Genomic DNA, 26,233 nt, shown 5'->3' on the forward strand with positions numbered 1-26,233 from the left:
GTCAGGCGGGCACCTCGCCGAGCAGCTCGGTGAGCAGCTCTCGCACCCGACGGTCGATCTCGTCGCGGATCGGCCGGACCGCGTCGAGTTCCTTGCCCGCGGGATCATCGAGATCCCAGTCGAGGTAGCGCTTCCCTGGGTAGATGGGGCACGCGTCACCACAGCCCATGGTGATCACCACGTCCGCAGCGCGGACGACCTCATCGGTGAGCGGCTTGGGGAACTCTTTGGTCACGTCGAGCCCGACCTCTCCGAGCGCGTCGACGACCGCGGGGTTGAGCTCATCGGCCGGCGTACTGCCGGCCGAGCGCACGTGGACACGACCCCCGGCGTGGTTGTCGAGCAACGCCGCGGCCATCTGACTCCGACCTGCGTTGTGCGTGCACACGAACAGCACCTCCGGGACATCCTTCTCCACAGATCCCTCCGCCTGGCCAAGTGCCCGCAGCCGCTCGCGCGTGAACTTCTCGACCATGATCGGCACGAAGTTCTTCACACGAGCGCCCTCGAACGCTTCCTTGCTCTCCTCGAGGAATCGTTGGACCGTCTCCAACGCGAACGTGCCCGAGAACTCGTCCATCACCCGCACGCTCACGACCTTGAGGTGGTACTCGAGCTCGGTGTCGGTCCCGGGTTGGCTCATGCTGCTTCCTCCTGGGGATGGGGAACGACGACATCGGGTGCCGCAGCTTCGACGCTCGGGTAGAGCACCCGGATCACAACGATGGCAATGGTGCCGCCCGCGAGCTGGGCGGCAAGGAATGCCGGGACGGAACCCGGAGCGATGCCCGTGAAGGTGTCGGTGAGCATGCGAGCAGTGGTGACGGCGGGGTTGGCGAAGCTCGTCGAGGACGCGAAGAAGTAGGCACCGCCGATGTAGACCGCCACCGCGAAGGGAGCAATCGTCGCCCGTCCGCTCCTGGCGATCCCGAACACGAGGAGCAGGAGCCCGACCGTGGCGATCACCTCGCCCAGCGCGAGCCCGCCACCGTCGCGTGCGCGGTTCGAGATCTCGACGGCCGCGAGCCCGAACGACGCGTTGGCGAGCACGACGCCGAGTACGGCGCCGGTGAGCTGCGCGCCGATGTACGCCATTGCAGTTCTGGTGTCGATCCCGCCGAGGAACCGGTCGACGAGCGTCACGACGGGATTCAGATGTGCGCCCGAGACGGAACCAACTGCGACGATGGCCGCGGCGAGGCCGGCCGCGGTTGCGAAGGCGTTCAACAATAGCTGCATGCCCGCGTCGCCTGGGCTCAGCCGAACCGCCGCGATGCCGGACCCGACGATGGCAATGAGCAGCAGCGTGGTCCCGAGCAGCTCGGCGAGCGCGCGCCGAGCAAGTGTTCCGTCCATCGGGAGTGAAGATCAGCCGCAGGGGCGGCGACGCCGTGCCGAGCGTCGACGCGCGAGCGCAGACAGGTGCTCGGCGAGGGGACGCAGCGCGTCGGGCCGCAGCCGGTAGTACGTCCAGTAGCGGTGCCGCTCGGTGTCGACGACACCGGCCTCGCGCAGCACCCGGAGGTGGTGACTCACGAGGGTCTGCGCGACGCCGAGCTCTTCGGTGAGGTGGCACACGCACAGGTCCTCGTCGCCGAGCAGGTCGACGATGCGGGCACGGAGTGGCTCGCCGAGCACCCGCAGCGTCGCATCCGGCTGGGCGCGGCGTCGTGGCGTCGTGGCCACGGCGGTCGCTGGCATCAAGCCTCCTCATCTGGATCGAACGAGATTTATATAAATCTAGCCTGATCAAGATGGGAGGGCAAGCGCGGTAAGGTCGTGCCATGTCGATGACCACCGAAGAGCTCGAGCAGCTCCCGCCGCAGGGCCACGTGAAGATCGTCTACCAGGGCCCGGTCGCGCCCCATTGGGAGGTGCACGGCGTCTTCGGTGACGGTCGGGTCATCGACGAGTTCCGCCAGCGGGCCGCCGCCCGCCTGCAGCTGCTCCCCCCGCACGACCCGCAGTTCCGACGCAACCGTGAGCGCGTCAACCGCGATGCGGAGCGCGAGCGCCTGATCCTCGAGTGGGATCTCGGCTATCCGGAGGACGAAGCCGCCAGCACGAGCACGGGCTCGGCCCCCGCCACTCCCGCGACCTAGAGGCGAACGGCCGCGGCGCAGGTACCCTGCGCCGCAGTGAGCTGTTCCGCCGAGGTGGAGTGGAGCGGCCCGGCGCGGAGCGCCGAGAGCGGAAGGTTGGCTACCAGCGCTGTTCGTAGCGGTTGCGCAGCAGCACCGCCGTCAGGTTGGCGAGCAGCGTGATCGCGAGCAGCACAATGATCGCGGCCGAGGCGAGGCTGATCGAGAAGTCGCTCTGCGCTTCGCGTGCCCATCCATAGACCACCTGGGGCAGCGCCGTGTAGCTCGACGAGAACTTGTCGAACAGCCCGGCGTCTCCTGTGGTGAAGAAGCCCGAGACCGCGCCGACGAGGATGAGGGGCGCGGTCTCGCCGATCGCCCGCGAGAGCGCCAGGATCGTCCCGGTGAGGATGCCGGCGAATGCGTTGGGCAGCACGAGCGTCTTCGTGACCTCCCATTGCGTCGCGCCGACGCCATAGCCGCCTTCACGAAGTGATTGGGGAACGGCACGGATCGCCTCGGCCGAGGTGATGATGACGATCGGGAGCACGAGGACGGCCAGCGTGAGCCCGCCTGCGATGAGCGTGCGGCCCCCGGTCACTCCCCCGAAGAGCTTGACGAAGATCGCGAGACCGAGCAGGCCGTACACGACCGACGGCACACCGGCCAGGTTGCGGATGTTGAGCCGCACGATGCGGACGAGCCGATTGTCTGGCGCGTATTCCTCGAGGAACACGGCCGTCGCGATCCCGAGTGGAAACGCGATCAACGCGGTGGCCACCGCCAGGACGACCGTTCCGAAGATCGCCTGAGCGACGCCGGCTCGATCTGGGAATCCCGACAGGTTCGCGCTGAGAAAGGTGCTCGTGCCGATGAAGGCCGCGACCGCGAACACGATCGCGACCCCGGCGACCACGCCGATCAACGGTCGCCAGCGCCGGGCCCGGATGGCGAAGGCGATCCCGAGGGGAACCCCGATGAACACGAGGGCCGAGGCGATCCATCCCGCCGCGCTCTGAGGATGCACCAAGAATTGCCATGTCTCGCTGGTGGCCCGGTCGAACTCGCGAGGGAAGTCAGAGAGCACGAAGCCGCGTTCACGGAACGTTCCCAGACCGTCGTCGAGCACGGTTGCGAGCAGTGCCGCGATGAATCCCAGGCAGGTGAGGAGGCACAGCAGCAGCACCACCTGGAACGCGAAGCCCGGCACGTCGATGCGCTTACCGCGCAGCGACGCTCCGATCGTGATGTTGCGCGGGACGGCGACGTCGACGGTGGCCATCAGATCCGTCCCATCAGTACGCCTCTCGGACCCGGCGGACGAACACGTCTCCGATCATGTTCAGCAAGAGCGTCACGACGAACAACAAGAGGCCCAAGAAGAAGAGGCTGTTGAAGGCTTGGCCCGAGCCAGTCACCTGGTCGGTGCCGCTGGCGAGGGACGCCATGGCCGACGTGATCGTCATCCCGACGTCGGCGAGATTGGCCGTGTAGTGCGCTTCGCCGAACGCGCCCGCGGCCAGGGCGATCACCATGGTCTCGCCGATGGCCCGTGCCGTAGCGAGGATCAGCGCGGCGACGATGCCGGAGATCGCCGCGGGCATCACCACTCGGGTCACGGTGGACAGGCGGCGCGCACCCATGCCGTAGCTCGCTTCGCGGAGCGAGTTTGGGACGGCCCGCATCGCGTCCTCGCTGACCGAGGCGACGAGCGGAGTGACCAAGACGCCGACGCCCACCCCCGCGGCCGCGAGGCTGAACGCGTCCGCGCGGGTGAGCAGGTTCTGCACGATGTTGGGCCCGATCCAGGCGATGGCGAAGAAGCCGAGCACGATGCTCGGGATCCCGGCCAGCACCTCGAGGATGGGCTTCAGCAGACGGCGGACTCGGGGCTTGGCGTACTCCGCGAGGTAGATCGCCGCCCCGAGGCCGAGTGGCGTCGCGATGATCATCGCCACCACCGTGACGAGGAGCGAACCCATGAACAGCGTGCCGAGGTCGAACTTGCCGATCCGCGGCGCCCACTTGTCGAAGGTCCAGAGGGTGTCGAGGTCGATGTTCGTGAGGAACGTCAACGAGTTGGCGGTGAGTGACGCGACGATCGCAATGCTGATCGCCAGCGTCGAGAGGCCGGCAGACCAGAAGATCCGACGGACCCGCCGCTCGCGGCGCAGCCTTCGGCCGTCGCCCTCCAGGCCCAGCAAGCTTGCGTCCAGCGTGGTCACGTCGGCATCCTCGCTTGTCGCCTCGCCTTGTTCAACGATCCCCCCAAGTCACATGGAACGAGAGAGGCGGCCGGGCCGGGGGGAATCCGGCCGGCCGCCCTCTCTGGTGTTCCAGGTGCGCTATCCGGAAGCAGATGCCCAGGCGTCGATCGATGCCTGGATGTCATCGGCTGAAAGCGGGGCGTAGCCGGCATCCTTGACGGTCTTCGTGAGGTTCGTCTTCGTGAGGTAGAAGTCCACGAAGTCCTTGACGTCGGCGTTCTCCGCCGCCTTGGCGTTGTTCACGTAGATGTAGAGCGTCCGTGAGAGCGGGAGATACGTCCCGTTCTGCACGGTCTTGATCGACGGCTTCACGCAGTTACCCGAGTCCGGGTCCTCGATGGCCACGGCCTTGAGCTTGTCCGTGTTCGCGAGGAAGTACGCGACGCCGAGGAAGCCGACGCCGCTCTCGGAGGCGGCCACGCGCTTCACGATGTCGTTGTCGTTCGGGAACTGGCCGTCGGAGATCAGGGGCTCCGCTGCCAGCGTCTCGCCGTCCTCTTCGATGACGTCGGTGACGCTCCCGTCCGCAACGCGCTCGTCCAGGAAGTCCTGGTAGCCGAGCTCGATGAAGGCGTCATACGTGCCCGACTCAGGCCCGGGGGTGAACTTCTTGAACGTCCCCGAAGACTTGAACGTCTGCGTCGAGCCGAGCTCCCCGGCCAGCGCCGAAGCGTCAGCAAGGTCGCCGGTGGACTCCGGCCCGAAGAGGGCGTAGAGGTCGGCTTGGCTCAGGCACTTGAGCCCGAGGTTGCTCTTCTTGTTGACGATGACGGTCAGGCCGTCGACACCGACCGGCAGCTCCGTGTATTCGATGCTGTTCGCATCACAGGCCGGGCCCTCTTCGCCCTCGTCCTTGATCGGACGGGACGCGTCACTGATGTCGGTCTCGCCCTCGCAGAACTGGACGAAGCCGTCACCGGTGCCGAGCTCGCCGACCGTGATGGCCACGTCGGGGTTCTCTTCGCCGTACAGCTCGGCGACAAGCGAGGTGATCGGACCGACGGTCGACGAGCCCTCCACGATGATCTCGCCCGTGCCCTGGGCCGCGGCGATGCCGCCTCCCACGCCGAACGTCATCACGAGCGCGCCGATCGCCGCCACGAGCCCGCGCGGACGTCGGAAGTTGCGGGTCAATGGATTCCTCCTCGAACGGATGGTCATTCCGAGGGCGGACGGTAGGAAAGCCGGGTGGCCGGGGACGTTCGCAGGGGTGAACGCAGGGTGAACAGCGTTGCAACATCTCCCCTGGTCGCGCTCGCTCGGCGGAGGGAACCACCAAATGGGTCGACTCCGCAGGCTCCGTCTCCGCGTCCGCCGCCCTTCGGGACGCTCGCCGCTCCGGTTCAGACCGGCGTGCCGCTGTCCTGCCTCTCGGCGCGGCTCGGGAGTTCACCGGTCACCATGAAGCGAACCCACGCGCCGATCAGCACGGCGTGGTCGGCGATGCGTTCGTAGTACCGGCCGAGGAGCGCGAGCTGCACGGCCTGCTGGAGGCCGGGCTCGTCGTTGGAGCAGGTGGCGAAGATCGCGCGGAAGAGCTCCTTCTGGAGGTCGTCCATCACGTCGTCCATGTCCGGGAGGGCGGCGGCCGCCGCGGCGTCGCCGTCGGCAAACGCATCCACGGCCAGGTTGAGCTGCACACTCGCCTGTGCGCCCTTGCGCTCGAGCAGCCCGCGGATCTTCGGAGCCAGCTGGCCCGGGTAGAGCCGACGGGTCGCCTTGGCGATGCTCACGGTCAGGTCGGCAGTCAGCTGCACTTCTTGGAGGATGCGCAGCACCGCGAGCAGCGTCCGCAAGTCGCCGGCCATCGGTTGCTGCGTGGCGAACATCTCGTACACGCGCAGCTCGATCGACTCCTTGCGCTCGTCGATCTGGCTGTCCTCGGCGATCACTCGTTTCGCACCGGTCAGGTCGCCGTCGAGGAGCGCTTGGGTGCTGGTGCCGATCGCCTCGGTGGTGAGCGCGGTGAGCTTGACGACATCGTCGCGGATCTCTTCGAGGCTCTCCGAGAAGGACCGACGCACCTCTTGGGGCCCCTCGGGGGTGGGGGTGGTCGATTCGGGCATGCGGCACCTCCAAGGGTGGGGTCACAGCATTGTGGCGCCCGAGCGGTGGCTCGCGCACACGCCTCGAAGAGCCACACCCACTGTTCACCCGGCGTTCAAGGATCGTCCACCGCGTGTGCACGCCGAGAGCACGCAGGATCCGTAGCCTCGCACTCGTGACTGCCCGTCCCATGGCCGCACCGCGCGATGCTGGAACCATCACCGTCGAAGGACCTGAGCGAATGACCTCGAGCGCCGCGGGCGATACCGACTCGATCACCCACACGGTCCTGCGTCCTCCCGAGGTCCACGAACACCACGAGGCGCCGGCGGATCATCCCGCGCCTGCGACCGAGATCGTCTTCCAGCTGCGAGACGTCGGCATCTCGTATTCGGGGCGCAACGCGATCGACGGGGTGACGTTCGACATTGGCGCCCGCCAGATCACCGCGCTGATCGGTCCCTCGGGGTGTGGCAAGAGCACGTTCCTGCGCTCGCTCAATCGCATGAACGACCTGATCGAAGGCGCGCAGGTGCACGGCTCGGTCACATACCACGGGGTCGATCTCTACGGGCCGAAGGTCGACCCGGTCGAGGTGCGGCGGCGCGTCGGGATGGTGTTCCAGAAGCCGAACCCCTTTCCGAAGTCGATCTACGACAACGTGGCGTTTGGGCCGCGGCTGCAGGGCAAGCGCCGTGAGCTCGACGGCATCGTGGAGCACGCCATCACGCGTGCCGCGCTGTGGGACGAGGTGAAGGACAAGCTCGACGAGAGCGCGTTCTCGCTCTCTGGTGGGCAGCAACAGCGCCTCTGCATCGCTCGGTGCCTGGCGGTGGAGCCCGACGTGATCCTGATGGACGAGCCGTGCTCGGCCCTCGACCCGATCGCCACCGCGAAGATCGAGGATCTGATGGAGGAGCTCAAGCGCGAGTACACGATCGTCATCGTCACGCACAACATGCAGCAGGCAGCGCGCGCATCCGACATGACCGCGTTCATCACAACTGACGTGGGCGATGACGGGAGCCGGGTCGGGCGTCTCGTGGAGTTCGACCAGACCGCCACGATCTTCACCCAACCTTCTGATCCTCGCACCGAGGGTTACATCACTGGACGCTTCGGCTGATCCGCGCGCCGGGTCGAGCCGTGACCCACACTGAGCAACGATGATTCGACGCCGTTCCCGACACTCCGATGGGGGAGAGCTCGCGGCCGGTGGTCCCGATGCCGAGCGGCGAAACGCGGATGTGGTGTTGGAGCGCGACCGGCTGGCGCTTGCGCTCGAACGCGTCCGTGACGGCGTCATCGTCGTCAACCCCGACGGAGATGTCGTCTATCGAAACGCGGCGGCTGAGCGATTCGAGGACGCGCGGCGGTCTGACGCGGTCGCCGAGGATCTCATCAGTCGACTGCTCCAACGCGCACTCCAAGGCGAGAACGCCGAGCTCGAGCTGCCACTCTTCGGTCCGCCTCGTGAGGTGCTGCTCATCCAGGCGATCCCGCTCGTTCGGGAGGGAGCATCGCTAGGCGCCGCAGCGTTCGTGCATGACATCACCGAGCTGCGACGGGTCGAAAGCGTGCGCCGAGATTTTGTGGCCAATGTGAGCCATGAGCTCAAGACGCCGATCGGCGCACTCGGGTTGCTGGCCGAGACCATCCCACAGAGCGACGACCCTGCCGTGGTGCGCGGACTCGCCGAGCAGATCCTGCGTGAGGCCGAACGGTTGGCGCGCATCGTCGATGATCTGCTCGACCTGAGCTTCGTCGAAGCGCAGGAAGTGCCCACCCGCGAGCAAGTGCCCGTTCGACTCCTCATCGAGGAAGCGCTCGAGCGCGTGCGCCCACTGGCGTTGGCGCGGGGCATCCCGGTCCTCGAGGCGCCAGTGCCGGACGATCTCGTAGTTGCGTGCGACCCTGGTCAGGTGGTCAGCGCGGTCACGAACCTGCTCGACAACGCAATCAAGTACTCCGACGAGCACCATCAAGTCGATATCTCCGCTCGGCGCGAGAACGGAAACGCCGTCATTGAGGTGCAAGATCGCGGGATCGGCATCCCAACCAAAGACCTCGAGCGCATCTTTGAGCGCTTCTACCGCGTTGACCCGGCGCGGAGTCGCTCTACGGGAGGCACCGGGTTGGGTCTCTCGATCGTTCGCCACATCGCGCAAGTCCACTCGGGGGATGTCACCGTCACGTCCCTCGAGGGAGAAGGCTCGACGTTCCAGTTCATGTTGCCGATCGTCGACGCGAGCGCCGCCGCGACGACGAACAACGGCATAGCCGAGGCCTCCTGATGGCGAGCGACCCGCCCACGATCCTCGTCGTCGACGACGAGCAGTCGTATCGCGATGCTCTGTCGGTCGCGCTCCAGCGCGAGGGCTTCATCGTGGAGACGGCAGCCGATGGCCCGGAGGCGATCGCCAAGTTCGACGCGAGCCGTCCGGCGCTGGTGCTCCTCGACGTGATGTTGCCGCAGATGTCGGGCATCGATGTGTGCCGCGAGCTGCGGTCGCGCTCGGAGGTCCCGATCGTGATGGTCACGGCGCGGAACTCCGAGATCGACGCCGTGGTCGGACTGGAGATCGGAGCGGATGACTACATCACGAAGCCGTTCCGGCTCCGTGAGCTCGTCGCCCGCGTGCGAGCGGCGCTACGGCGCGCCCCGTCCAAGGAACGGGCCGAGACCGCGAGCGTCGACATCATCGAGATCGGCGACGTGCGCCTCGATGCTGCTCGCCATGAGGTGTTCGTGCGCGGCGACCTCGTCTCGACACCATTGAAGGAGTTCGAGCTCCTCGAGATCCTTTTGCTCAACGCCGGACGTGTGCTCACGCGCGACGTGCTCATTGACCGTGTGTGGGGTCCCAACTACTACGGCGATACCAAGACCCTCGACGTGCACATCAAGCGCCTGCGGTCGAAGATCGAGCCCCATCCGTCGCACCCGTCGCTCATCGTGACCGTTCGCGGCGTCGGCTATCGGTTCGAGGTGCCCGAGCGCTCGCCGAGAGCCGCCCCGGCCTAGGTGACGGCTTCGTGAACTCGCGACGAAGCCTCGGCGAGGTGGGTTCCCCCCAGGCGCAACACCTGTCACCGTCGAATTGTGGGATCACACCCGATCGTCACGCTCGGGTCGAGCTCGAGCGAGTGCCCCACACGCATGTCGTGCACTCCCTCGACGAGGTGCCGCGCTTGCTCGAAGTCGTCTCCACTCGCGTGCATGCGGCCTGACCAAAGGGCGGTTTTGGCGTCGCTGACGGTCGGAGAGCGACAGCTCTCGACGCCAAAAACTCACTTGGTCAGCCGGTCGAGCGTTGTACGCCACGCATCGAGCCCGGGGACCTCTCGACCGGGCACCTTTGCGGCGTCGTCGGCGCGTCGGAGCGCTACGAGCGCATCGAAGTGCTCACCGGCCTCGAACTCGGTTCGTTCCGATTCACCCATCTCGCCACCCTGCAAACCCAGGGTGATCACGCTGAACTCGCTCAAGCGGGAGCGGTACGCGGGGTCGGCGGTCACGAGATAGCGCTTGGCGTGATCGTGACCGGCGACCAGGGCGGCCACCCGCTCGCCGAGCAAGGGCGCGACAGCCGCCGCACCCGTCGTCGCGTGGGTCGCCGGCTCCCCGGGTTCGAGCACGGTTCCCACGTCGTGGACCAGCCCGGCGATCTGGAGCTCGGGATCCTCAGGAGCCGCCTCCGCCAGCAGCTCCGCACACTGCAGCCCGTGTGCGAGAAGGTCGAGCACCTCGCCATCCGTGTCGCCGGCGCCTCGCCCCAGAACATCGAGCAGCGCGTCGACGCTCGAAATGCTCACACCGTGGGCGGCGGCGTGTAGCGCGCGTCGATCACCGCGCCAGCCTCGAGGTCGAACACCCAGGTTGACGCCTTCTCCATGCGCACCTCACCCACCTGCACGCCGAGGCGCTCGAAGTGCCACAGCAGGTTGCCCACGACGTCGCCGTGAGTGCACAGCGCCGCCGTCTCGTCCGCCACCTTGTCGACCAGCGCAAGCGACTCATCGAGCGGCGCACCCTCGGCGATCGCGTCGGACAGGTCGACGGGGAGACGGAGGTTCTCGGCCAGCGGCTCGACCGTCTGGCGGCACCGAGCTGCCGGACTGCTCACGATCCTCGTGATGCCCTCGTTGGCAAGGAAGGCGGCGAGTGCCGAGCTCTGCCTCCGTCCGGCCTTTGACACCGGCCGCAGCTCGTCGTCGGCCGGCCAGGCGTCGCGGCTTCCGGCCTTGGCGTGACGGATCACGAAGAGCTTCAAGCCCGTACCACCTTCCCCAAGCGCTCGATGAGCGCCCGGTCGTACTCGTAGGTGAGGAGTGTGCTCGCCGCCCGCAGCCGACACCACCTGAGCACGTCGACCTCCCGGTTGGGCTCGAACCGCTCGGCGTCCTCTCCCTCGGCCAGGTCCATCACCCAGTAATGAACGGCCTTCTCGCGGCCCAAGGCGTCCCGATACGCGACCACTCCTAGATCCGGTCCCAGGATGCAGCGAAACCCGGTCTCCTCCTCGACCTCCCGCAGCGCGGTCTGCTCGTCCTCTTCCTTGCCGTCGCGCTTGCCCTTGGGGAAGCTCCAGTCGTCGTACCGCGGACGGTGGATCACCACGACCTCCAACCGGTGGGGCCATCTGCGCGACCGCCGCCTCACGATCCCGCCCGCGGCACGTACCGCCGGCCCTTCGGGAGCCTCACTACCCTTCGGCTTCGGCCGACTCACATCCACTCTCGAAGACGGCGCCGGCTCGCCTGTTTCCAGGCTGCGGACCACGCGTCGCGCGACACCAGCACGTCGTGCCGCTCGAGCCCTGCCAGCTCGCCGGCGGCGAACGCAACGGGAACGTCGTTCGTACGGGTCGCGGTAGCGCGGAGCCACTCGGCCGCGATGACGGCGTCCTGGTGCTCGCCGAGGACGTCCTGGAGCTCGGTGATCGCACGGGCGTAAGCACGAGCCGGCTTCCCGAAGGCTGGCTCCACCGCCTCGGCCGCGTAGCGCGCCCGCTTGGCTCGGATACGGATGTTGTGCAGGGCGGCACCCGGTGCGTCGTTGGGCAACGCGGCGACGGCGCCTTCGAGGTGCTCCCACGGGCGTCGGACCAGGCCGCGCAGCACGTCGGCGTCGGGCTTGCCGTCGATGCGCAGGAGGAGCCGCGGTCGGCGTGCGGCCAGGACCAGGCGGTCGAGCAACGAGAGATAGCGGTTCCCGCGCAAGGCGGTGATCAGCTGGCTGCGTCGCCGTTCGAGATCAGATCGGAGCTGGTCGAGCAGCTTCTCGGCCGAGGCCTGGTCCACCAGCGGCACGAGCGCCACCTTGTGCTCCAGGCGCTCGAGGAGCACATCGGCGTCGCGCACGGCTCCGAGCACGTCGGCGAGCCACCGCAACTCGTCGCGCAGGTCGTTGGCCCAGCGCTCGTCGACGAGCGGTCGGAATGTTCGCAGGTGCGAGCGGAGCCTCCGCGTGGCGACTCTCGCTTGGTGCACGTCCTCGGCGTCGCCGCCGAGACGCACTCCTGGATCGTGGGCGATGAGCTTGACGACGCACGCGGCGATTGCCGCTTGCACCACGGTCTCGAGCCGGGACCCCCGGCCGACGGTTGGGACCTCGACATCTGCGGCTGCGGTCGCTCGCGGCCCGAGTGCGCGCACGATCTTCGGCGTCGGGTCGACGTTCCCGGCCGATGCCGCCCGCAGTCGCGCGAGGAGCGCGGTGCGCTGGTCGGCGCTCGCCGTGGCCGCCAGCTCGACCTCGACCTCGCGGAACGTCTGCTCGAACGTGGCGCCCTCGACAACCTCCACCCGATCATCGACGACCTCGGCGACGGGAGTGCCGTCTGCGCCGTGAATCGGGACCCGGCGGCGCACCGTGTGCAACCGGGCGACCGGCTTGACGGTGGCCGTCCGGAGGAGCGCGCGCACGAGATCGAGCGCCGCATCCGGTGGCTTGCTCGCGTCGCCTTCGAAGTGGTGCTCGTCGCGAGTCAGGGCGTCGGCGTCACCTGAGTGTCCGGGCAGCTTGACCGTCCAGCCCTCGTCGCTGCGGTGGCGGAGTAGCGCGCCGGCGCGGGCCAAGCGGAGGTCGGAGGTGTCGTAGTAGCGCGCATCGAGCTCGAGGGTCTCGGGCGTGCCCTCGAACACGCCGCCTCCCGGATCAGTGAGTGGAGGCAGGCGGAAGCTCGGTGGTACTGCGAGCTTGACCTCGCGTTCCTGCTGGCCTTTGCTCACACTCGGCTCTGGGTTCGTGCAATCGCGAGCTCGCGCAGCCGCGCGTGGGTGTCGAGCCCTTCGAGGTTCTCGACCTTGTGCCATGAGCCGTCAGCGCCGAGCTCCCATGCGAGGACATCGTCGGCGAGGTCCACGGTAAGGATCTCAGCGAGGCGCGCTTTCAGGTCGGGCGCGGTGACGGGAACCAGAGCCTCCACACGACGGTCGAGGTTGCGCGGCATCCAGTCGGCTGAACCGATCAGGTATTCGGCTGCCATCGGGTCGGCGCCGAACCGGTAGATCCGCGAGTGCTCGAGATAACGCCCGACGATCGAGCGGACGCGGATGCGCTCCGAGAGGCCCGGTACCTGTGGACGCAAGCAGCAGATCCCGCGCACGACGAGATCGATCTCGGCTCCGGCGTTCGACGCGTCATAGAGAGCGTCGATCAATGCGGGGTCAACGAGGCTGTTCATCTTCAGGACGATGCGGCCGTCACTACCTTTGGCTCCTTCGGCGCGAATACGGTCTTGGAGCTCCTCACGCATGCTCTCGGGCGCGACGACGAGCCGTCGATATCGGCGTGGGCGGCTGTACCCCGTGAGGTGATTGAACAGCTCGGTGAGATCGTCGCCGAGCTCTTCGTCGGCGGACAGCAGCCCGACGTCTTCGTAGAGCGCGGCCGTCTGCGCGTTGTAGTTGCCCGTACCCACGTGGCAATACCGGCGAATTCGATCCTCCTCTTGGCGCACGATCAGGAGGATCTTGGCGTGCGTCTTGAGGCCGACGAGTCCATACACGACGTGCACGCCCGCCTCTTCGAGCGCGTGCGCCCGGTTGATGTTGGCCTGCTCGTCGAACCGGGCCTTGAGCTCCACGAGGGCGACGACCTGCTTGCCCTCGCGCGCGGCGTCGACGAGCGAGCGCACGATCTCGCTCTCGTCTCCGGCCGTTCGGTAGATCGTCTGTTTGATCGCGAGCACGTGCGGGTCGGCCGCAGCCTGGCGGACGAATGCCTCGACGGAGGTGGCGAACGAGTCATAGGGATGGTGCACGAGCACGTCGCCACCGCGAAGGACCCGGAAGAGGTCGACCGGTTGGTCCTCGGTCGCCGCGAGCCGGACGTCGGTGCGCGGAGTCCACGGTTCGTCCTTGAGCTCGGGACGATCGAGTGCGTACACGTCCCAGAGACCGGAGAGGTCGAGCGGCCCGTCGACGGTCACGACCGCAGTCGCAGGGAGCTCGAGCTCGCGCAACAGCACGTCGAGGACCTCTTCGGTCATGGCCGTGTCGACCTCGAGTCGCACTGCTTCGCCGAACTTTCGGCGACGGTGCAGCACGCTCTCGATCGCCTCGAGGAGGTCTTCGTCCTCGTCGGCGAGCTCGAAGTCGGCGTCTCGCGTGATGCGGAACGGATGGTGGGCGACGATCGCCATGCCCGGGAACAATCGGTCGAGGTGGGCCGCGATCAGCTGCTCCAGAGCAATGAACCGCTCGTTGTCGGCCAACGCGACGAAGCGCGGCAACGTGGGCGGCACCTTGACGCGCGCGAACCGTGTCTCGCCTGTCGACGGGTCCTCGACCACGACCGCCAGGTTCAGCGAGAGATTCGAGATGTAGGGGAACGGGTGCGCGGGATCGACGGCGAGCGGCGTCAGCACGGGATACACGCGCTCCTCGAACACCCGGGCGACCTCAGCGCGGTCGGCGTCGTCCAGCTCGTTCCACGCGGGAAAGCGGATCCCCGCGTCCTCGAGCTCCGGCGCGATCTCCTTGGTGAACACCGTCGACTGGCGCTCCACCAGCGAATGCACCTGGTCGCGAATCGCCCGAATAGCGGATGCCGGGTCGAGCCCATCGGCCGAGCGGCTTCGAAGGCCCGCCTCGGCCTGCGCCTGAAGACCCGACACCCGCACCTGGAAGAACTCGTCGAGGTTCGACGCGAAGATCGCCAGGAACTTGGCCCGCTCCAGCAGGGGGCGCTCCTGATCCTCAGCGAGCGACAGCACGCGCGCGTTGAAGTCGAGCCACGACAGCTCGCGGTTCAAAAAGCGCGTCTCGTCGCTGCTCTCGGGCGGCATTCGACTCATCGTACCGGCGAGTGTCCGAGTCCGTCCCGGGCGAATCCACGAGGTGAACGGCAGGTGAACAGGCCGCCGGTCTCCGACGCCCGGACTACTTTCGACCTCGAATGACCACCGGCCCTCGCCTCCCGACGGACAAGCGCTTCGCGCCGCCGACCCCGTTCGCGCGGCTGATGTGGACGCACGCGGCCAGTGCGGCGGCCGATGCCTGCATCGCGGCATCGCTCGCCGGGTCACTGTTCTTCGCCTCGCCCGCGAGCTCTTCGCGGGAGAAGCTGCTGCTCTACCTCGTCATCTCTTTCGCGCCGTTCGCCATCATCTGGCCGCTCCTCGGACCCGCGCTGGATCGAACGAGTGGAGGGCGCCGACTTGTCGTGACCCTGTCCTTGGTCGGCCGGGCGATTCTGTGTGTGTTCATGTCTCGCTACATCACCAAGGACACGTCCGAAGGCTTGTTGATGTACCCCCTTGCCTTCGGTGTTTTGGTGCTGCAGAAGAGCTATTCGGTCGCCAAGAGCTCCTTGCTCCCGGCGGTCATCGATGACGAGGCCGAACTCGTGCGCGCAAACTCGCGATTGGCACTCGTGAGTGTTGTCGCGAGCTTCGCGGGCGCGGCGCCGGCGGCCCTCCTTCAAGTCGTTGCCGACGCCGACTGGTCACTCGTGTTGGCGGCCTTCGTCTTCACCACGGCAGCGATGTTGTCCCTACAGATCCCCAGAGTCGCACCATCGCTGCGTTCCAAGGAAGAGATCGACCTCGAGCAGGAAGAGATGCACCTGCCGAGCGTCCTCCTCTCCGGAAGTGCGATGGGCGTGTTGCGCGGTGCGGTTGGGTTCCTCGCGTTCTTCAGCGCGTTCGCCCTGAAGAAGGACATCGTGGGACTCGGATTCGTCGGCGGGCTGGCCATCGGGGGGGCGTTCGTAGGCAACTTGTGTGCCCCGATGCTGCGCGAACGTGTGCGCGAAGAGGTGTTGCTCGCGTCAGCTCTGGTGACCGCGGCGGTTCTCGTTCTGCTTGGAGCGCTGGTGGGTGGTGTGGCGGGCTTCGCGCTCTCTGGTCTGGCAATCGGCGTCGGGGCCGCGTCGGGCAAGCTCGGGTTCGACAGCTTGCTCCAGCGAGATGCACCCGACGCGATCCGTGGTCGTGCCTTCGCGCGTTTCGAGACGCGCTTCCAAGCGATGTGGGTCGTCGGAGCTCTCTTGGGGCTCATTCCGTTGGATCACCAGCTTGGCCTGTTCGTGCTCGCCGGCGTGCTCGTGTTCGTCGCCCTGTCGTACGTCGCCGGGCTGAGAGCAGCGCGCGGTCGCGTCTACCGCACGACGATTCGACCGAAGGTGGTCGATGACCTCTTCGGTCGAGCCAAGACGGAAGTGACGGGTTGGAGCCAGCGCACGAGGAGCCGCCGGCGAGAAAACGCAGCGACGAAGCGTGCCGGGCGACGCAGCACGCCCGACGAGAATCCCGATCAGCCGTCGTCTCGACCACGCCGCTGAAAGCGCGTGCCAGCCGAGGGCCGGCGCGCGAGCATGCTCGGGCCATGGACGTGACCTTTCGATCGATCAGCGCCGAGGAACTGCCCGCGTTCGTGCGCGCCTCCTCGATCGGCTTTGGCGAGAACTCCGAGTGGTTCGAACGCGAGAAGGAGTTCCACTCCATGGCGCTCGACCGCACGGTCGTGGGCTTCGAGGGTGATGTGATCGTTGCGACGAGTCGGAACTTCCCGTTCGACATCACCCTCCCTGGAGGGGCGGCCTTGCACGCGGCAGGTGTCAGCGCGGTCACCGTGCTCCCGACTCACCGTCGCCGCGGCCTCCTGCGCGAGATGATGACGCGACTCTTCGACGATGCGACCATGCACGACGAGCCGCTGGCGATGCTCACCGCGAGCGAGGCCACGATCTATGGGCGCTTCGGCTTCGGTGTCTCGCACCGATCCCTCGGCATCAGGATCGACAAGCGCGAGATGGTCTTCGCGCGACCGCGCCCCGCCGGTCGCATTCGACTGATCGACGAGGCCGAGGCAGGCAAGGTCGTGCCTGAGGTGTTCGAGCGCGTGCGCGTTTCGTATCCGGGCGCCGTGTCGCGCCCTCCCGAATGGTGGTGCCACTACTACGACCCGTCGTACGGAACCCGTTTCGACGCGGTGTTCGAGGCTCCATCTGGATCGATCGACGGATACGTGACGTACTCGATCAAGGACACGTGGGGCGCGAACGGCGCGGAACACGTGCTCACCGTGCGGGAGCTCGTGGGCTGCACCCACGAGGCCATCCACGCGCTCTGGCGTTACATCAGCGAGGTCGACCTCATCCGGACGATCACCGCTCGGGGTATCGAGGCCGATACACCGCTGCCGTGGTTGCTCACGTCGATGCGCGCCATGCGCACCGAGGGGGTCTACGACTCGCTGTGGACGCGCCTGCTCGATGTGCCGGCCACATTGGGCGCGCGCACGTACGCCGCGTCCGGTCGACTCGTGCTCGGCATCGACGACCCGACGCGTCGCGGCGGCGCGGCCGACGGGACGTTCGCGCTCGACGGTGGGCCCGACGGTGCCGCGGTGGCACCCGTCGACGCGCCACCGGATCTCTCGTGTGGCATCGACGCGCTGTCCACCGCGTGGATGGGCGGTGTGCGCTGGTCCGATCTTGGCGCCGCCGGTTGGGTGGAAGAGCACACGCCAGGCGCGCTGGCGACGGCAGACGCGATGTTCGCGTCGACGCCGCTACCGAGCGCGTTCACCTGGTTCTAGAGCGCCCCCAGTGGTCAGGTGAGGTCGAGGTCGATGCGCGCGAGCCACAGGCCCGGCGCGTCGAACTCGTTCGGCGTGGGTGCCATCTCGGGCCGCTCCCACAGCCGGTGGAGCGCGTCCAGTCCGGCGCGCTCGATCACACCGGCACAGAACGCGGCGCCGCGCTCATAGTCTTCGCGCCCGGTCGCGAGACCGAGCAGGCCTTCCACGAACCGCTCGGCTTCGCCCCGCTCGAGTCGGTGGCGAGCCATCGCTTCGTGGATGCGATCGAACGACGGGATCATCCCGTTTCCCACCTGTTCCAGCACGACGTCGGCGTAGCCGTCGAGGACCGCGTGCAACACGCGGGCGCGCTGGAGGATCTCGCCTTGGCGCTCGGAGCGCATCGCGCCGAGCAGCTCATCGGGGTGCTCGGTGAGCGCTTGGAGTGACGACGGGTCCGACGGGTCGATGTCACCCAAGCGGATGCCGAGCGTGGTCGGGTCCATCTCGTACGCCGACACGTACTCCGTCGCGAGGTCGAGCATGCGCTGTCGCACCCACGGAACCGATCGTTGCGCGGCGTGCACCACCTCGTGGATCGCCACATAGAAGCGCAGGTCGGTTCGCTCGAGGGACCAATCGGTCTCGAACGCGTCGAGGTTGCGCACGACGAAGCACAGCGACGGTTCGTCGGCGGTCGGGAGGGGGAGGTCGTAGCGGCCGAGGGCGTGCTGCGCGAGGTATCCGACCATGGAGCCGGCCTGCACCCCCAGCAAGAGGGGAGCCAGCATCGGCAGGAAGCTGGCGAAGGCCTCGGCGGTCTCCGGCGACTCCGGGATCTCCACGGCCTCCGCCTGGAAGGCGCTGCCGAACGTGGTCGCCAGGCGCTCGAGTACCGGCTTGAGGGCATCGAGGTGCAACGCGGCCCACTCGCGCCGGTCGATCACGCGCACCGGCGCGGCGAACGTGGCGGCGAGCCCGGTCTCCGCGACGACGTTCGTCTGCGCCGCATGGGCAAGCTCCTCGAGCTCGCTCCGATCGGATGCGTCGATGACCGGCTCGTCCTCGCCGCCCGTCGCGACGACCCCAGCGAGCTGGGTGGCGACCTCCCAGTTGAGCGGACCGCTCGACTGCAGGGCGCGCGCCAGCGCCGAGAAGTCGATCCCGGACAGATCGAAATCGAAGGGGAGTCCTGGAAACGACCCCCCGAATGGCCCGTTCTCAGGAGTTTCGTCGTCGGGTTGGTCGTCGCCTTGAGGACCGCTCGCCACGCGGTCAGTCTATGGACGTGGTCACGATCGCCATCACCGGGGCTGCCGGCCTGGTCGGGCGCCAGCTCGTCCCCGCGCTCGCGGGTGATCCCTCGGTGGCACGCGTCGTGGGTCTCGACGTGCGCGAACCAATCCGCCATGTGCCGGGCGTGGAGTTCCACCTCGCGGACGTTCTGCACCGCGAGCTGAAGCCGTTGCTCGAAGGCGTCGACGTGCTCGTGCACCTCGCGTCGGTCGTCGATCCGATTCCCGACGAGCAGCTGATGGCGCGGGTGAACGTGGAAGGCACACGACGCGTGCTCGACGCCGCGGCGGCCGTCGGGGTCCGCAAGGTTGTGCGCGTCTCGAGCGCGGCCGTGTACGGGGCGTGGGCCGACAACCCCGTGCCGCTCACCGAAGATGCCCCGCTGCGTCCCAACCCGCGCTTCTCGCCCGCGGTGCAGGCGGCCGAGGTGGAGCGGCTGCTGGCTGAGTGGCGTGACGACCATCCCGGCTCCGTGGTGACGATCCTGCGGACGGCGCCGGTCCTCGGCCCGGGTGCGGAGCGCCTGCCCTCACGGCTGCTCCTCGGTCGGCCGCGCCTGCGCGTGCGCGGCGCGACACCGCCGATCCAGGCGACCCACGTCGACGACCTCGTATCGGCGATCGCCCTCGTGACCCTGGCCGACCACCCCGGAACGTTCAACGTTGCGTCCGACCGCTGGATCGACCATGACGACGTGCACGCGCTGCTCCGCCCGTCGCCCGTTCCGGCCATGCCCGCCGAGCTCCTCGAACGCGCTCTGGCCCGCACCTGGAGCACCGGCCTCGGCGAAGTCCCGCCCGGCGTCATCCCCTACCTCGTCCACCCCTGGATCGTCGACAACACTGCTCTCAAGTCCAAGGGTTGGCGCCCCACGCACTCCAACCAAGAAGCCATCCGTGACGGTCTCTCGTCGCTCCCCAAGCCGCCAACGCGCGAGCGCACGCTCGTGTTGGCCGCGGGCATCGCGCTCGGCGCGGTCGTGACTTACGCGTTCATGCGGCGCAGAAGGTCGAACTAGGACCTCAGACCGCGGCAGCGAGGTTCGCGGCGCGCCAGTCGTCCCATTCGTCGTTGTAGTAGCGCACGCGCGTCTTCTTGTACTCCTTGACTGACCACAGCAGCTCGTACTGCTCGACGCCGGTCTCGGCGCGGATGGCGGCGATGGTCTCTTCGCACTCGCGGGCGTTCATCCCGTGCACCATCGTGAACACCGAGTAGGGCCAATCCTCGTAGGTCGGTCGCTTGTAGCAGTGGCTCACTCGGGCGAATCCGGCCATCTTGGGCCCGATGTCATCGAGCTCGGCGTCGGGCACCGCCCACACGCCCATCGCGTTCGCCTTGTAACCAGCGCTGCGGTGGTTCATGACCGCCGCGAAGCGTCGCATGAGCTTGCGCTCCTTGAACGACGCGAGCATGGAGAGCACGTCGTCTTCTGAGCATCCGATGACCTCGGCCTGCGCCGCGAACGGTCGCTGCACGAGCGGGAGGTCTTCCTGCACGACCCGGATCGTGTTGATCTCGAGATCGGTGAGATCGGGTGCCGGCATCTCCTCGCGACGTTCGGGTCGTTCGTGCTCGAGCACCTCAGCCCGCGCATCAGCCCCGGTCTTACCGGTCATGTCGAGCTTCACGCCGATCTTGTAGAGCTTCAGCGTCGGCAGCCGGCGAGTGACGAGTGCTCCCGACTCGCGGTGCAACACGTCGACGTGCTGCTCGAGCGAGTCCCCCGGCGGTACGGCGATCGTGTACCAGAGGTTGAACGCGTGGTTCCGCTTGTAGTTGTGGCTCACACCGGGATGCGCGCTCATCACCGCGGCGGCCTCGTCCACCCGATCGGGATCGATCTTGGCTGCGACGAGCGAGGAGCCGTAGCCAAGTGCTCGGGTGTCGAAGATCGCCGACAGCTGGCGCAGCACGCCGGCACTTTTGACGTGGGCGACTCGCTCGCGGGCCTCGGGCTCGGTGACGCCGAGCCGCTCGGCGAGCACGGCGTAGGGCGTGGCCTCGAGGGGGAAGTCCCATTGGACCGCGTTCAGCAGCTCGCGATCGAGGTCGGTGAGCGTCGTGTCGGCCATGGCCGGACCAGGGTACCGGGCGTCGCCCGGTGGCATTCAGCCGGCGACCGGCATGCGCTCACCGAGGTCCACGTCTCGGTGGATGCGCTTGTCCCCTCGCCACAGGGTCACGCCCACCGGGTCGCTCGGCCGCCGCCGGGACACGGCCGCCGCGAGGTCGGCCGTGTCCGACACGCGGTCGGTGCCGACCACGACGATCACGTCACCGACCTCGATCCCGGCTGCCGCGGCCGGCCCGCCTGCCTCGATCGCGGTCACCCGCGCGCCGCCCCGTGCCCGATCACCTGCATCGACCGCGTCGATTCCCAGCCAACCGTGCCGGGCGCGGCCTCCGGTCGCGAGCTGGTCGGCGACGTCGCTGGCGACCTCGATGGGCAGCGCGTGCCCCAGGGCGGCACGAGACAGGATCCCGATGACCGCGCCGTCGGTGTCCAGCAGCGCGCCACCGCCCACCATCGCACCGGGCTCGAGGTCGGTCTCCAGGAGCCCGGCCATCACCACCCCGCTCGACGTGGTCACGAGCCGGCTCTGCGCGCTCACGACGCCGGGTCGAGCCCAGCGGTGGTCGCCGCCGGTCATCCCGATCGCCACGACGCCCTGCCCGACGGCCAGGTCGTCGGTCGACCCGAGCACCGCGGGAGGGAGGTTGCGACCCTGGCGCGTGTCGACGATGAGCAACGCGAGGTCGGTCTCCAGGTCGACGCCCTTCACCGTGGCCTCCAGCGCGTCATCGGCGGTCGACACCGTCACCGTTGACAACCCGCCGACGAGATGCGCGCTCGTGAGGACCTGCGTGCGACCGACTGCGACGCCCGAACCCGTCACCGCGCCGAACGCCGTGACCGCGCGCACCGAGACGATGCTCGGCGCGGCGTTCTCGACGAGCTCCAACACGCTGCTGGAGCCGCCTGCGACCGCTGAGAGTCGTGAGGATGGGTCCGTTCCGGCGTTGCCGTCGAGCGCGCCGCCGGCGCCGAGCACGACCACCGTCACGATCGCCCCGAGCAGCGCCGCTACCCCGGCGAGACCCCATTCCCGCCCTCCGAGGCGCGTGGGAACCGCGGCCGTGAAGCCGCTGAGCTCGCTCGGGTGGAACCACACCCGGTCCAACGGGTGCGGCGGTTCCCCCGGAACTTCGTCGTCGTCGCCGTCGTCCGGCACCCAGGAAACAGTAATGAGCGGCCTTCTCGGTCCCGCCGCGCTGCCCTTCCGGCCCACGCCCGGGATTGTGCGAGGCCCGCTTCGGTACCATCTAGGCGTGCTCGCACCTCCCTCCTCGGCTGACTGGGTCGCGCTCACCGAGGAGCCGCTGCCCGTGGCCACGGCCACCACGTGGGCGGCCTCCCCAGGGAGCGGCGCGGTCGTCACCTTCTGCGGGGTCGTGCGGGACCACTCGGACGGGCGCCCTGGAGTCACCGGGCTCACATACGAGGCGTACGAGTCGGAGGCGCTCCGCCGGCTCACCGAGGTCGTCGCAGACACTCGCCGGCGCTGGCCGGTAGTCGAGCGGCTCGCGCTGCTGCATCGCACGGGCGATCTCGAATTGTCGGACCCGTCCGTCGTGGTGGTGGTGTCGGCGCCGCACCGGGCTGAGGCGTTCGAGGCCGCTCGCTTCGCGATCGACACGCTGAAGGAGACGGTGCCGATCTGGAAGCGCGAGCACTGGGCCGAGGGCTCGGGCTGGGCCGAGTGCGCGCACGACGTGCGTCCCGTTGGGGCTGAATCGGCCAACCGGTGAGCCGCGACCTCGCCATCGACCTCGGTACTGCGAACACGCTCGTCTACGCGCGCGGTCAGGGGATCGTGCTCAACGAGCCCACCGTCATCGCGCTCAACAGCCGCACCCAAGAGGTGCTGGCGATGGGGCACGAGGCGTGGCACATGATCGGCCGCACGCCCGGCCACATCGTCGCGGTCCGGCCGCTGCGCGGCGGCGCGATCACCGACTTCGAGATCACGCAACGGCTGATCCGACTGATCTTCGCCCGCGCCGGGATCACGCGCCTGCAGCGCGCCCGGGTGCTGGTGTGCGTGCCGTCGGCCATCACCCACGTCGAGCAGCGAGCCGTGCTCGAGGCGACGCGCCGCGCCGGTGCCGCCCAGACCTATCTCATCGAGCAGCCCATGGCCGCGGCCATCGGCGCCTCACTGCCGATCCACGAGCCGCTCGGCAACATGGTGGTGGACATCGGTGGCGGTACGAGCGAGATGGCCGTCATCTCGATGGGCGGCATCGTCTCGCTCCAAGCAGTGCGGGTCGGAGGCTTCGACTTCGACGCCGCCATCTCCGCCTACCTGCGCCGCGACCATGGCATCGCAGTTGGTGAGCGCACGGCAGAGGAGATCAAGCTCGCGATCGGATCGGCGTTCCCGACCGCCGACGAGTTCAAGGCCGAGGTGCGTGGCCGCGACCTCATGAGTGGGCTGCCCCGGACGATCGTGCTCGAGCCCGAGGAGATCCGCGAGGGCCTCGACGAGCCGATCCAGCGGGTCCTGGGGTCGGTGAAGCAGGCGCTGGCCGAGACGCCCCCCGAGCTCGCGCAGGACCTGCTCGAGATGGGCATCCACCTCGTCGGTGGGGGCGGCATGCTCCGCGGCTTCGACCGGCGGATCGAGCACGAGACCGGCGTCCCCGTGCGCATGTCCGACATGCCGCTCGAAACGGTGGTCCTCGGCGCCGGCCGCTGCCTCGAGAGCTTCGACCGCCTCCGCGACATGTTCATGGACCGCCCCCGAGGTTCCGGACCTAGATAATTCGCTCGCTCGCGGGTGTTCGCTCGCTGGCGAGCACCTCCGCTCCCTCTGGTCGCTGCGGTGCCGCGTTGCCAGACCGCTCTGTGCGTTCACCAGGCGCCCGCGGGCGGGTCAGCTCTCGTCGAGCAGGTCTTCCGCGGCCTGGCGGACCTGCCAATCCTTGTCGTTCATCGCGGCGGCGAGCGCGGCGTCGACCTCGGGACCGCTGAACGGCGCGAGCGCGAGCACGGCGCGACGGCGAACCGCGGGCTTGTCGTTGCATGCGGCGAGCACTGCGGGCAAGCCGGCCGGTTGCCCCAGCGCGCCCAGCGCGGCGACCGCGGCCTCGCGCGCGATGGGATCGCAGTGCTCGATCACCGTGGTCGCGAGCGTCGAGACTGCGTCTGCATGCACCACCGCGGCGTCGAGCTCACCCAGCGCGAATGCGGCGGCTTCCACGACGGTCACGTCGGGATCGGCGAGGAGCGCAGTCAGCGGGTCGACCAGGGCGTCGGGCGCTCCGCGCCCGGCGAGCGTGGGCGCGAGGTTCGCTGCTCGTCGGCGCACTGCGGGGTCGGGGTCGTCGACGGCCTGATGCCAGACGTCCCGTGCGCGCCCGGCGGCTCCGGCGCGTACGAGCGCGCCGAGTGCGGCAGCGCGGACACGACCGTCGGGGTCGGTGGCGGCGGCGGTCGCGAGCTCGTCCGCCGCGGTGCGGGGGAGCCGGCGGCGCTGCCCCAGCGCGGCCAGCGCCGCGGCCTGGGTGATCGCCGGGTCTTCGGCGGAGATGGGACTAGACCGAGCTCTCGAGTGCCGTGAGCGCGATCCAGAGCGTGATGCCCAGCGTGATCCCGGCGCCGAGGCCGCATCCGATGATCATGATCACGAGCCGGGTCGCCGCCCATCCCCGGGTGAGCACGGTGTGTTTCCCGAGCTCCGGGTCGTCGTGGTCGTCGAAGCCCTCGGCCCGAGGGCGCGCTGCGCCACCCCCCACGTGCATGGCAGGCTGGCGGCGGCGGTCCATCGCTGCCACTTGTAGCAGACGCCACGACCGGATCGGGGCCCTCACCGCGCGATGACCCAGCCGACGGCGATCTCCGACCCGCCCCTTGGCTCTCCGCCGCCCCGCTCGCGTCGACACCGCGCCTGGAATGTGGTGGGTGTCGTCGGGTTCGTCCTGCTCGGGGTCGTAGCCATTGGCGCCAACTTCGTTCGGGTCCCGTACGTGATCATCTCACCCGGCGATGCGACGCCCCTGGACGACCACGTCGTCGAGGTGTCGGGTGCGCGCACCTACGAGCACTCGGGTGAGCTCCTGTTCCTCACCGTGCGGGTGTCGAACCGTGACCCGACCGTCTGGCGGTGGTTGTTCGCCAAGATCGACAGCGGTGTGGACGTGACGAAGCGGGAGGAGGTCATCGGCTGCGCGTCGTACGCCGAGAACGCGCGGCTCCAGGACCTGCTCATGCTCGAGTCGCAAGACAGCGCCAAGACCGTGGCGCTGCACCGCCTCGGGTACGACGTGGTGGAGGAAGGCACGCGCATCGTGTTGAGGGCCGTGGCGTGCGACGGACCGTCGTTCGGGAAGGTCGAGCTCGCCGACGAGCTCACTGCCGTTGATGGTCAGCCAGTCACGGCGTCGAAGGACGTCCGACCGCTCGTCGAGGCTCATCAGCCCGGTGACCAGGTGCACATGAGCCTGGTACGAGACGGTGACCCGGTCGAGGTGACCGTGCGCGCCGGCCGGCAGACTGGCATCCCAGCGCACCCGTGCGGCCCGCCGGACTCGGAACCTGGCGGGAAGGCGTGCGTCGGCATCGTGGCCGAAGGCATCGTCGAAGAGCGCTTTCCCGTCGAGATCGCGATCGACACCCGCCGAGTGAGTGGACCGTCGGCCGGGCTTGCGTTCACACTCGCGATCATCGACGAGCTCACGCCCGGCGACCTGACCGGCGGTCGCCGCGTGGCGGTAACCGGTTCGATCCTGGCTGATGGTCACGTCGTGCCCGTCGGTGGCGTCGAGCAGAAGACGATCGCGGCGCGCCGAAGTGGCGCGACGGTGATGTTGGTCCCTGCGTGTGCGGAGCCCCAGCCGCGCAGCTGCGAGGCCGAGCTGGCGCGCGCGCACGCCGACGGCATGCGGGTCATCGTGGTCGAGACCATCGACGACGCGCTCCGAGCGTTGGAGCGTGCGGGCGGAGATCCGATCCCGGCCCGACCTCCGGCGGCGAACGACCCCTAGCATCACGGGATATATGGACGAGGTCGAGCCCGCGGGCTCATCCGACGCTCCGCGTCTGTCACCGGGCGAGATCGCGTACCACGAGTTCGCGCGGGCGCCCGACGGCCTCGACGAGGGCGACGTGCGGGATTTCCTCGGACAAGTAGCCGACCTGATCGCGGCAGGGCGCGAGCGCGAGCAGCGGCTCGCCGAGCGCGTCCGCGAGCTCGAGGCCCGCGGCCCTTCGGGTGCGACACCCTCGACGGACACCCTCGATCCCCGGACGGAGGCGTTGTTCGCACAGCTGCGAGAGAGCGGGGATGCGCCCGAGCCCGCCGCGCCGACGCCGGCGGCTCGCAGCAAGGCGCGCGCCGCGAGCCCGAAGACCCCAGAACCGGCCGAGGCCCCGACGGCTGCGGGCCCGGCCGCCGACCCGCAACCGGCTGCGGAGCCGAGCGCCGACGATCGCATCCGGGCGCGGCG

Annotated in this window: 29 protein-coding genes; 12 read left to right on the top strand and 17 right to left on the bottom strand. The window is 68.6% G+C overall.

The features are described 5' to 3' along the window. Position 1: 1 nt before the first annotated feature. The 3 genes from WEE69_06955 to WEE69_06965 are packed head-to-tail and all read right to left on the bottom strand — an operon-like array spanning position 2 to position 1,701. On the bottom strand, positions 2–643 hold the full coding sequence (locus WEE69_06955) for an arsenate reductase ArsC (protein ID MEX1145027.1): 642 nt from the start codon (positions 641–643) through the stop codon (positions 2–4). Further along, positions 640–1,356 (bottom strand): aquaporin, encoded by a 717-nt coding sequence (locus WEE69_06960; GenBank protein ID MEX1145028.1) that lies wholly within the window; start codon positions 1,354–1,356, stop codon positions 640–642. The genes WEE69_06955 and WEE69_06960 overlap by 4 nt, the downstream gene beginning before the upstream one ends. A gap of 12 nt (positions 1,357–1,368) precedes the next feature. After that, a complete protein-coding gene (locus WEE69_06965) occupies positions 1,369–1,701 on the bottom strand; it encodes a metalloregulator ArsR/SmtB family transcription factor (GenBank protein MEX1145029.1) in 333 nt (110 codons plus the stop codon). A gap of 83 nt (positions 1,702–1,784) precedes the next feature. Here WEE69_06965 and WEE69_06970 point away from each other — a divergent pair, with 83 nt between their 5' ends. Continuing rightward, positions 1,785–2,102 (top strand): hypothetical protein, encoded by a 318-nt coding sequence (locus tag WEE69_06970; protein ID MEX1145030.1) that lies wholly within the window; start codon positions 1,785–1,787, stop codon positions 2,100–2,102. A gap of 100 nt (positions 2,103–2,202) precedes the next feature. On the opposite strand, the gene pstA is transcribed toward WEE69_06970, so the two are convergent. The 4 genes from pstA to phoU all read right to left on the bottom strand — a co-directional run bounded on the left by pstA (position 2,203) and on the right by phoU (position 6,414). Then, positions 2,203–3,363, bottom strand: coding sequence for a phosphate ABC transporter permease PstA (gene pstA, locus WEE69_06975; protein ID MEX1145031.1), 1,161 nt, complete (start codon positions 3,361–3,363; stop codon positions 2,203–2,205). Positions 3,364–3,376: 13 nt separating this feature from the next. Beyond that, complete coding sequence (gene pstC, locus WEE69_06980; protein MEX1145032.1) at positions 3,377–4,306, bottom strand: phosphate ABC transporter permease subunit PstC; 930 nt, start codon at positions 4,304–4,306, stop codon at positions 3,377–3,379. A 120-nt stretch (positions 4,307–4,426) separates the two neighbouring features. Further along, on the bottom strand, positions 4,427–5,482 hold the full coding sequence (locus WEE69_06985; GenBank protein ID MEX1145033.1) for a substrate-binding domain-containing protein: 1,056 nt from the start codon (positions 5,480–5,482) through the stop codon (positions 4,427–4,429). Positions 5,483–5,691: 209 nt separating this feature from the next. Continuing rightward, entirely contained in the window at positions 5,692–6,414 is a 723-nt protein-coding gene (phoU, locus tag WEE69_06990; protein ID MEX1145034.1) for a phosphate signaling complex protein PhoU, read from the bottom strand. 155 nt (positions 6,415–6,569) lie between these two features. On the opposite strand from phoU, the gene pstB reads away from it, so the two are divergent. From pstB to WEE69_07010, 4 genes are read left to right on the top strand one after another with little or no spacing between them, the layout of a single operon-like run. Further along, positions 6,570–7,520 carry a phosphate ABC transporter ATP-binding protein PstB gene (pstB, locus tag WEE69_06995; GenBank protein MEX1145035.1) on the top strand — a complete coding sequence of 317 codons (951 nt, stop codon included), beginning with the start codon at positions 6,570–6,572 and terminating at the stop codon, positions 7,518–7,520. Positions 7,521–7,560: 40 nt separating this feature from the next. After that, positions 7,561–8,688 carry an ATP-binding protein gene (locus WEE69_07000; GenBank protein ID MEX1145036.1) on the top strand — a complete coding sequence of 376 codons (1,128 nt, stop codon included), beginning with the start codon at positions 7,561–7,563 and terminating at the stop codon, positions 8,686–8,688. Further along, complete coding sequence (locus tag WEE69_07005; protein MEX1145037.1) at positions 8,688–9,419, top strand: response regulator transcription factor; 732 nt, start codon at positions 8,688–8,690, stop codon at positions 9,417–9,419. Before WEE69_07000 ends, WEE69_07005 begins: the two co-directional genes overlap by 1 nt. 11 nt (positions 9,420–9,430) lie before the next feature. After that, entirely contained in the window at positions 9,431–9,625 is a 195-nt protein-coding gene (locus tag WEE69_07010; GenBank protein ID MEX1145038.1) for a hypothetical protein, read from the top strand. A 60-nt stretch (positions 9,626–9,685) separates the two neighbouring features. Here the strand turns inward: WEE69_07010 and WEE69_07015 are convergent, their stop codons facing one another. The 5 genes from WEE69_07015 to WEE69_07035 are packed head-to-tail and all read right to left on the bottom strand — an operon-like array spanning position 9,686 to position 14,697. Next, a complete protein-coding gene (locus tag WEE69_07015) occupies positions 9,686–10,210 on the bottom strand; it encodes an HD domain-containing protein (protein MEX1145039.1) in 525 nt (174 codons plus the stop codon). After that, positions 10,207–10,668, bottom strand: a complete 462-nt coding sequence (locus tag WEE69_07020; GenBank protein ID MEX1145040.1) for a phosphoglycerate mutase family protein — start codon at positions 10,666–10,668, stop codon at positions 10,207–10,209. Before WEE69_07020 ends, WEE69_07015 begins: the two co-directional genes overlap by 4 nt. Then, positions 10,665–11,177: an NUDIX hydrolase gene (locus WEE69_07025; GenBank protein ID MEX1145041.1), complete on the bottom strand. Its 513-nt coding sequence runs from the start codon at positions 11,175–11,177 to the stop codon at positions 10,665–10,667. The genes WEE69_07020 and WEE69_07025 overlap by 4 nt, the downstream gene beginning before the upstream one ends. Then, positions 11,123–12,628 (bottom strand): CYTH and CHAD domain-containing protein, encoded by a 1,506-nt coding sequence (locus tag WEE69_07030; GenBank protein MEX1145042.1) that lies wholly within the window; start codon positions 12,626–12,628, stop codon positions 11,123–11,125. The genes WEE69_07025 and WEE69_07030 overlap by 55 nt, the downstream gene beginning before the upstream one ends. Then, positions 12,625–14,697, bottom strand: a complete 2,073-nt coding sequence (locus WEE69_07035) for an RNA degradosome polyphosphate kinase (protein ID MEX1145043.1) — start codon at positions 14,695–14,697, stop codon at positions 12,625–12,627. The genes WEE69_07030 and WEE69_07035 overlap by 4 nt, the downstream gene beginning before the upstream one ends. A 101-nt stretch (positions 14,698–14,798) precedes the next feature. On the opposite strand from WEE69_07035, the gene WEE69_07040 reads away from it, so the two are divergent. Both WEE69_07040 and WEE69_07045 read left to right on the top strand, forming a co-directional pair. Next, positions 14,799–16,184, top strand: a complete 1,386-nt coding sequence (locus WEE69_07040) for a hypothetical protein (GenBank protein ID MEX1145044.1) — start codon at positions 14,799–14,801, stop codon at positions 16,182–16,184. Between the two features lie 44 nt (positions 16,185–16,228). Continuing rightward, positions 16,229–17,443 (top strand): GNAT family N-acetyltransferase, encoded by a 1,215-nt coding sequence (locus tag WEE69_07045; GenBank protein MEX1145045.1) that lies wholly within the window; start codon positions 16,229–16,231, stop codon positions 17,441–17,443. A gap of 14 nt (positions 17,444–17,457) precedes the next feature. On the opposite strand, the gene WEE69_07050 is transcribed toward WEE69_07045, so the two are convergent. Beyond that, positions 17,458–18,696: a zinc-dependent metalloprotease gene (locus WEE69_07050; GenBank protein MEX1145046.1), complete on the bottom strand. Its 1,239-nt coding sequence runs from the start codon at positions 18,694–18,696 to the stop codon at positions 17,458–17,460. 17 nt (positions 18,697–18,713) lie between these two features. Here WEE69_07050 and WEE69_07055 point away from each other — a divergent pair, with 17 nt between their 5' ends. Next, positions 18,714–19,739 (top strand): NAD-dependent epimerase/dehydratase family protein, encoded by a 1,026-nt coding sequence (locus tag WEE69_07055; GenBank protein ID MEX1145047.1) that lies wholly within the window; start codon positions 18,714–18,716, stop codon positions 19,737–19,739. A 4-nt stretch (positions 19,740–19,743) separates the two neighbouring features. Here the strand turns inward: WEE69_07055 and WEE69_07060 are convergent, their stop codons facing one another. Further along, positions 19,744–20,796, bottom strand: a complete 1,053-nt coding sequence (locus WEE69_07060) for an Lrp/AsnC family transcriptional regulator (protein ID MEX1145048.1) — start codon at positions 20,794–20,796, stop codon at positions 19,744–19,746. 36 nt (positions 20,797–20,832) lie between these two features. Continuing rightward, a complete protein-coding gene (locus WEE69_07065) occupies positions 20,833–21,957 on the bottom strand; it encodes a trypsin-like peptidase domain-containing protein (protein MEX1145049.1) in 1,125 nt (374 codons plus the stop codon). 97 nt (positions 21,958–22,054) lie between these two features. On the opposite strand from WEE69_07065, the gene WEE69_07070 reads away from it, so the two are divergent. Then, on the top strand, positions 22,055–22,534 hold the full coding sequence (locus tag WEE69_07070; protein MEX1145050.1) for a molybdenum cofactor biosynthesis protein MoaE: 480 nt from the start codon (positions 22,055–22,057) through the stop codon (positions 22,532–22,534). Further along, positions 22,531–23,550 carry a rod shape-determining protein gene (locus WEE69_07075; protein MEX1145051.1) on the top strand — a complete coding sequence of 340 codons (1,020 nt, stop codon included), beginning with the start codon at positions 22,531–22,533 and terminating at the stop codon, positions 23,548–23,550. Before WEE69_07070 ends, WEE69_07075 begins: the two co-directional genes overlap by 4 nt. A 111-nt stretch (positions 23,551–23,661) precedes the next feature. On the opposite strand, the gene WEE69_07080 is transcribed toward WEE69_07075, so the two are convergent. Continuing rightward, positions 23,662–24,318 (bottom strand): HEAT repeat domain-containing protein, encoded by a 657-nt coding sequence (locus WEE69_07080; GenBank protein MEX1145052.1) that lies wholly within the window; start codon positions 24,316–24,318, stop codon positions 23,662–23,664. A gap of 4 nt (positions 24,319–24,322) precedes the next feature. Next, the gene (locus tag WEE69_07085) at positions 24,323–24,553 is read right to left on the bottom strand and encodes a hypothetical protein (protein MEX1145053.1); all 231 of its coding nucleotides are present in this window, start codon (positions 24,551–24,553) and stop codon (positions 24,323–24,325) included. Positions 24,554–24,685: 132 nt separating this feature from the next. Between WEE69_07085 and WEE69_07090 the strand changes: the two genes are divergently transcribed. Next, complete coding sequence (locus WEE69_07090; protein MEX1145054.1) at positions 24,686–25,771, top strand: S16 family serine protease; 1,086 nt, start codon at positions 24,686–24,688, stop codon at positions 25,769–25,771. 13 nt (positions 25,772–25,784) lie between these two features. Then, positions 25,785–26,233, top strand: a 449-nt coding sequence (locus WEE69_07095; GenBank protein ID MEX1145055.1) for a DivIVA domain-containing protein, incomplete at its 3' end; no start/stop codon positions are given.

This window comes from Acidimicrobiia bacterium, from assembly GCA_040881685.1.
Lineage (GTDB): Bacteria > Actinomycetota > Acidimicrobiia > IMCC26256 > PALSA-555 > SHVJ01.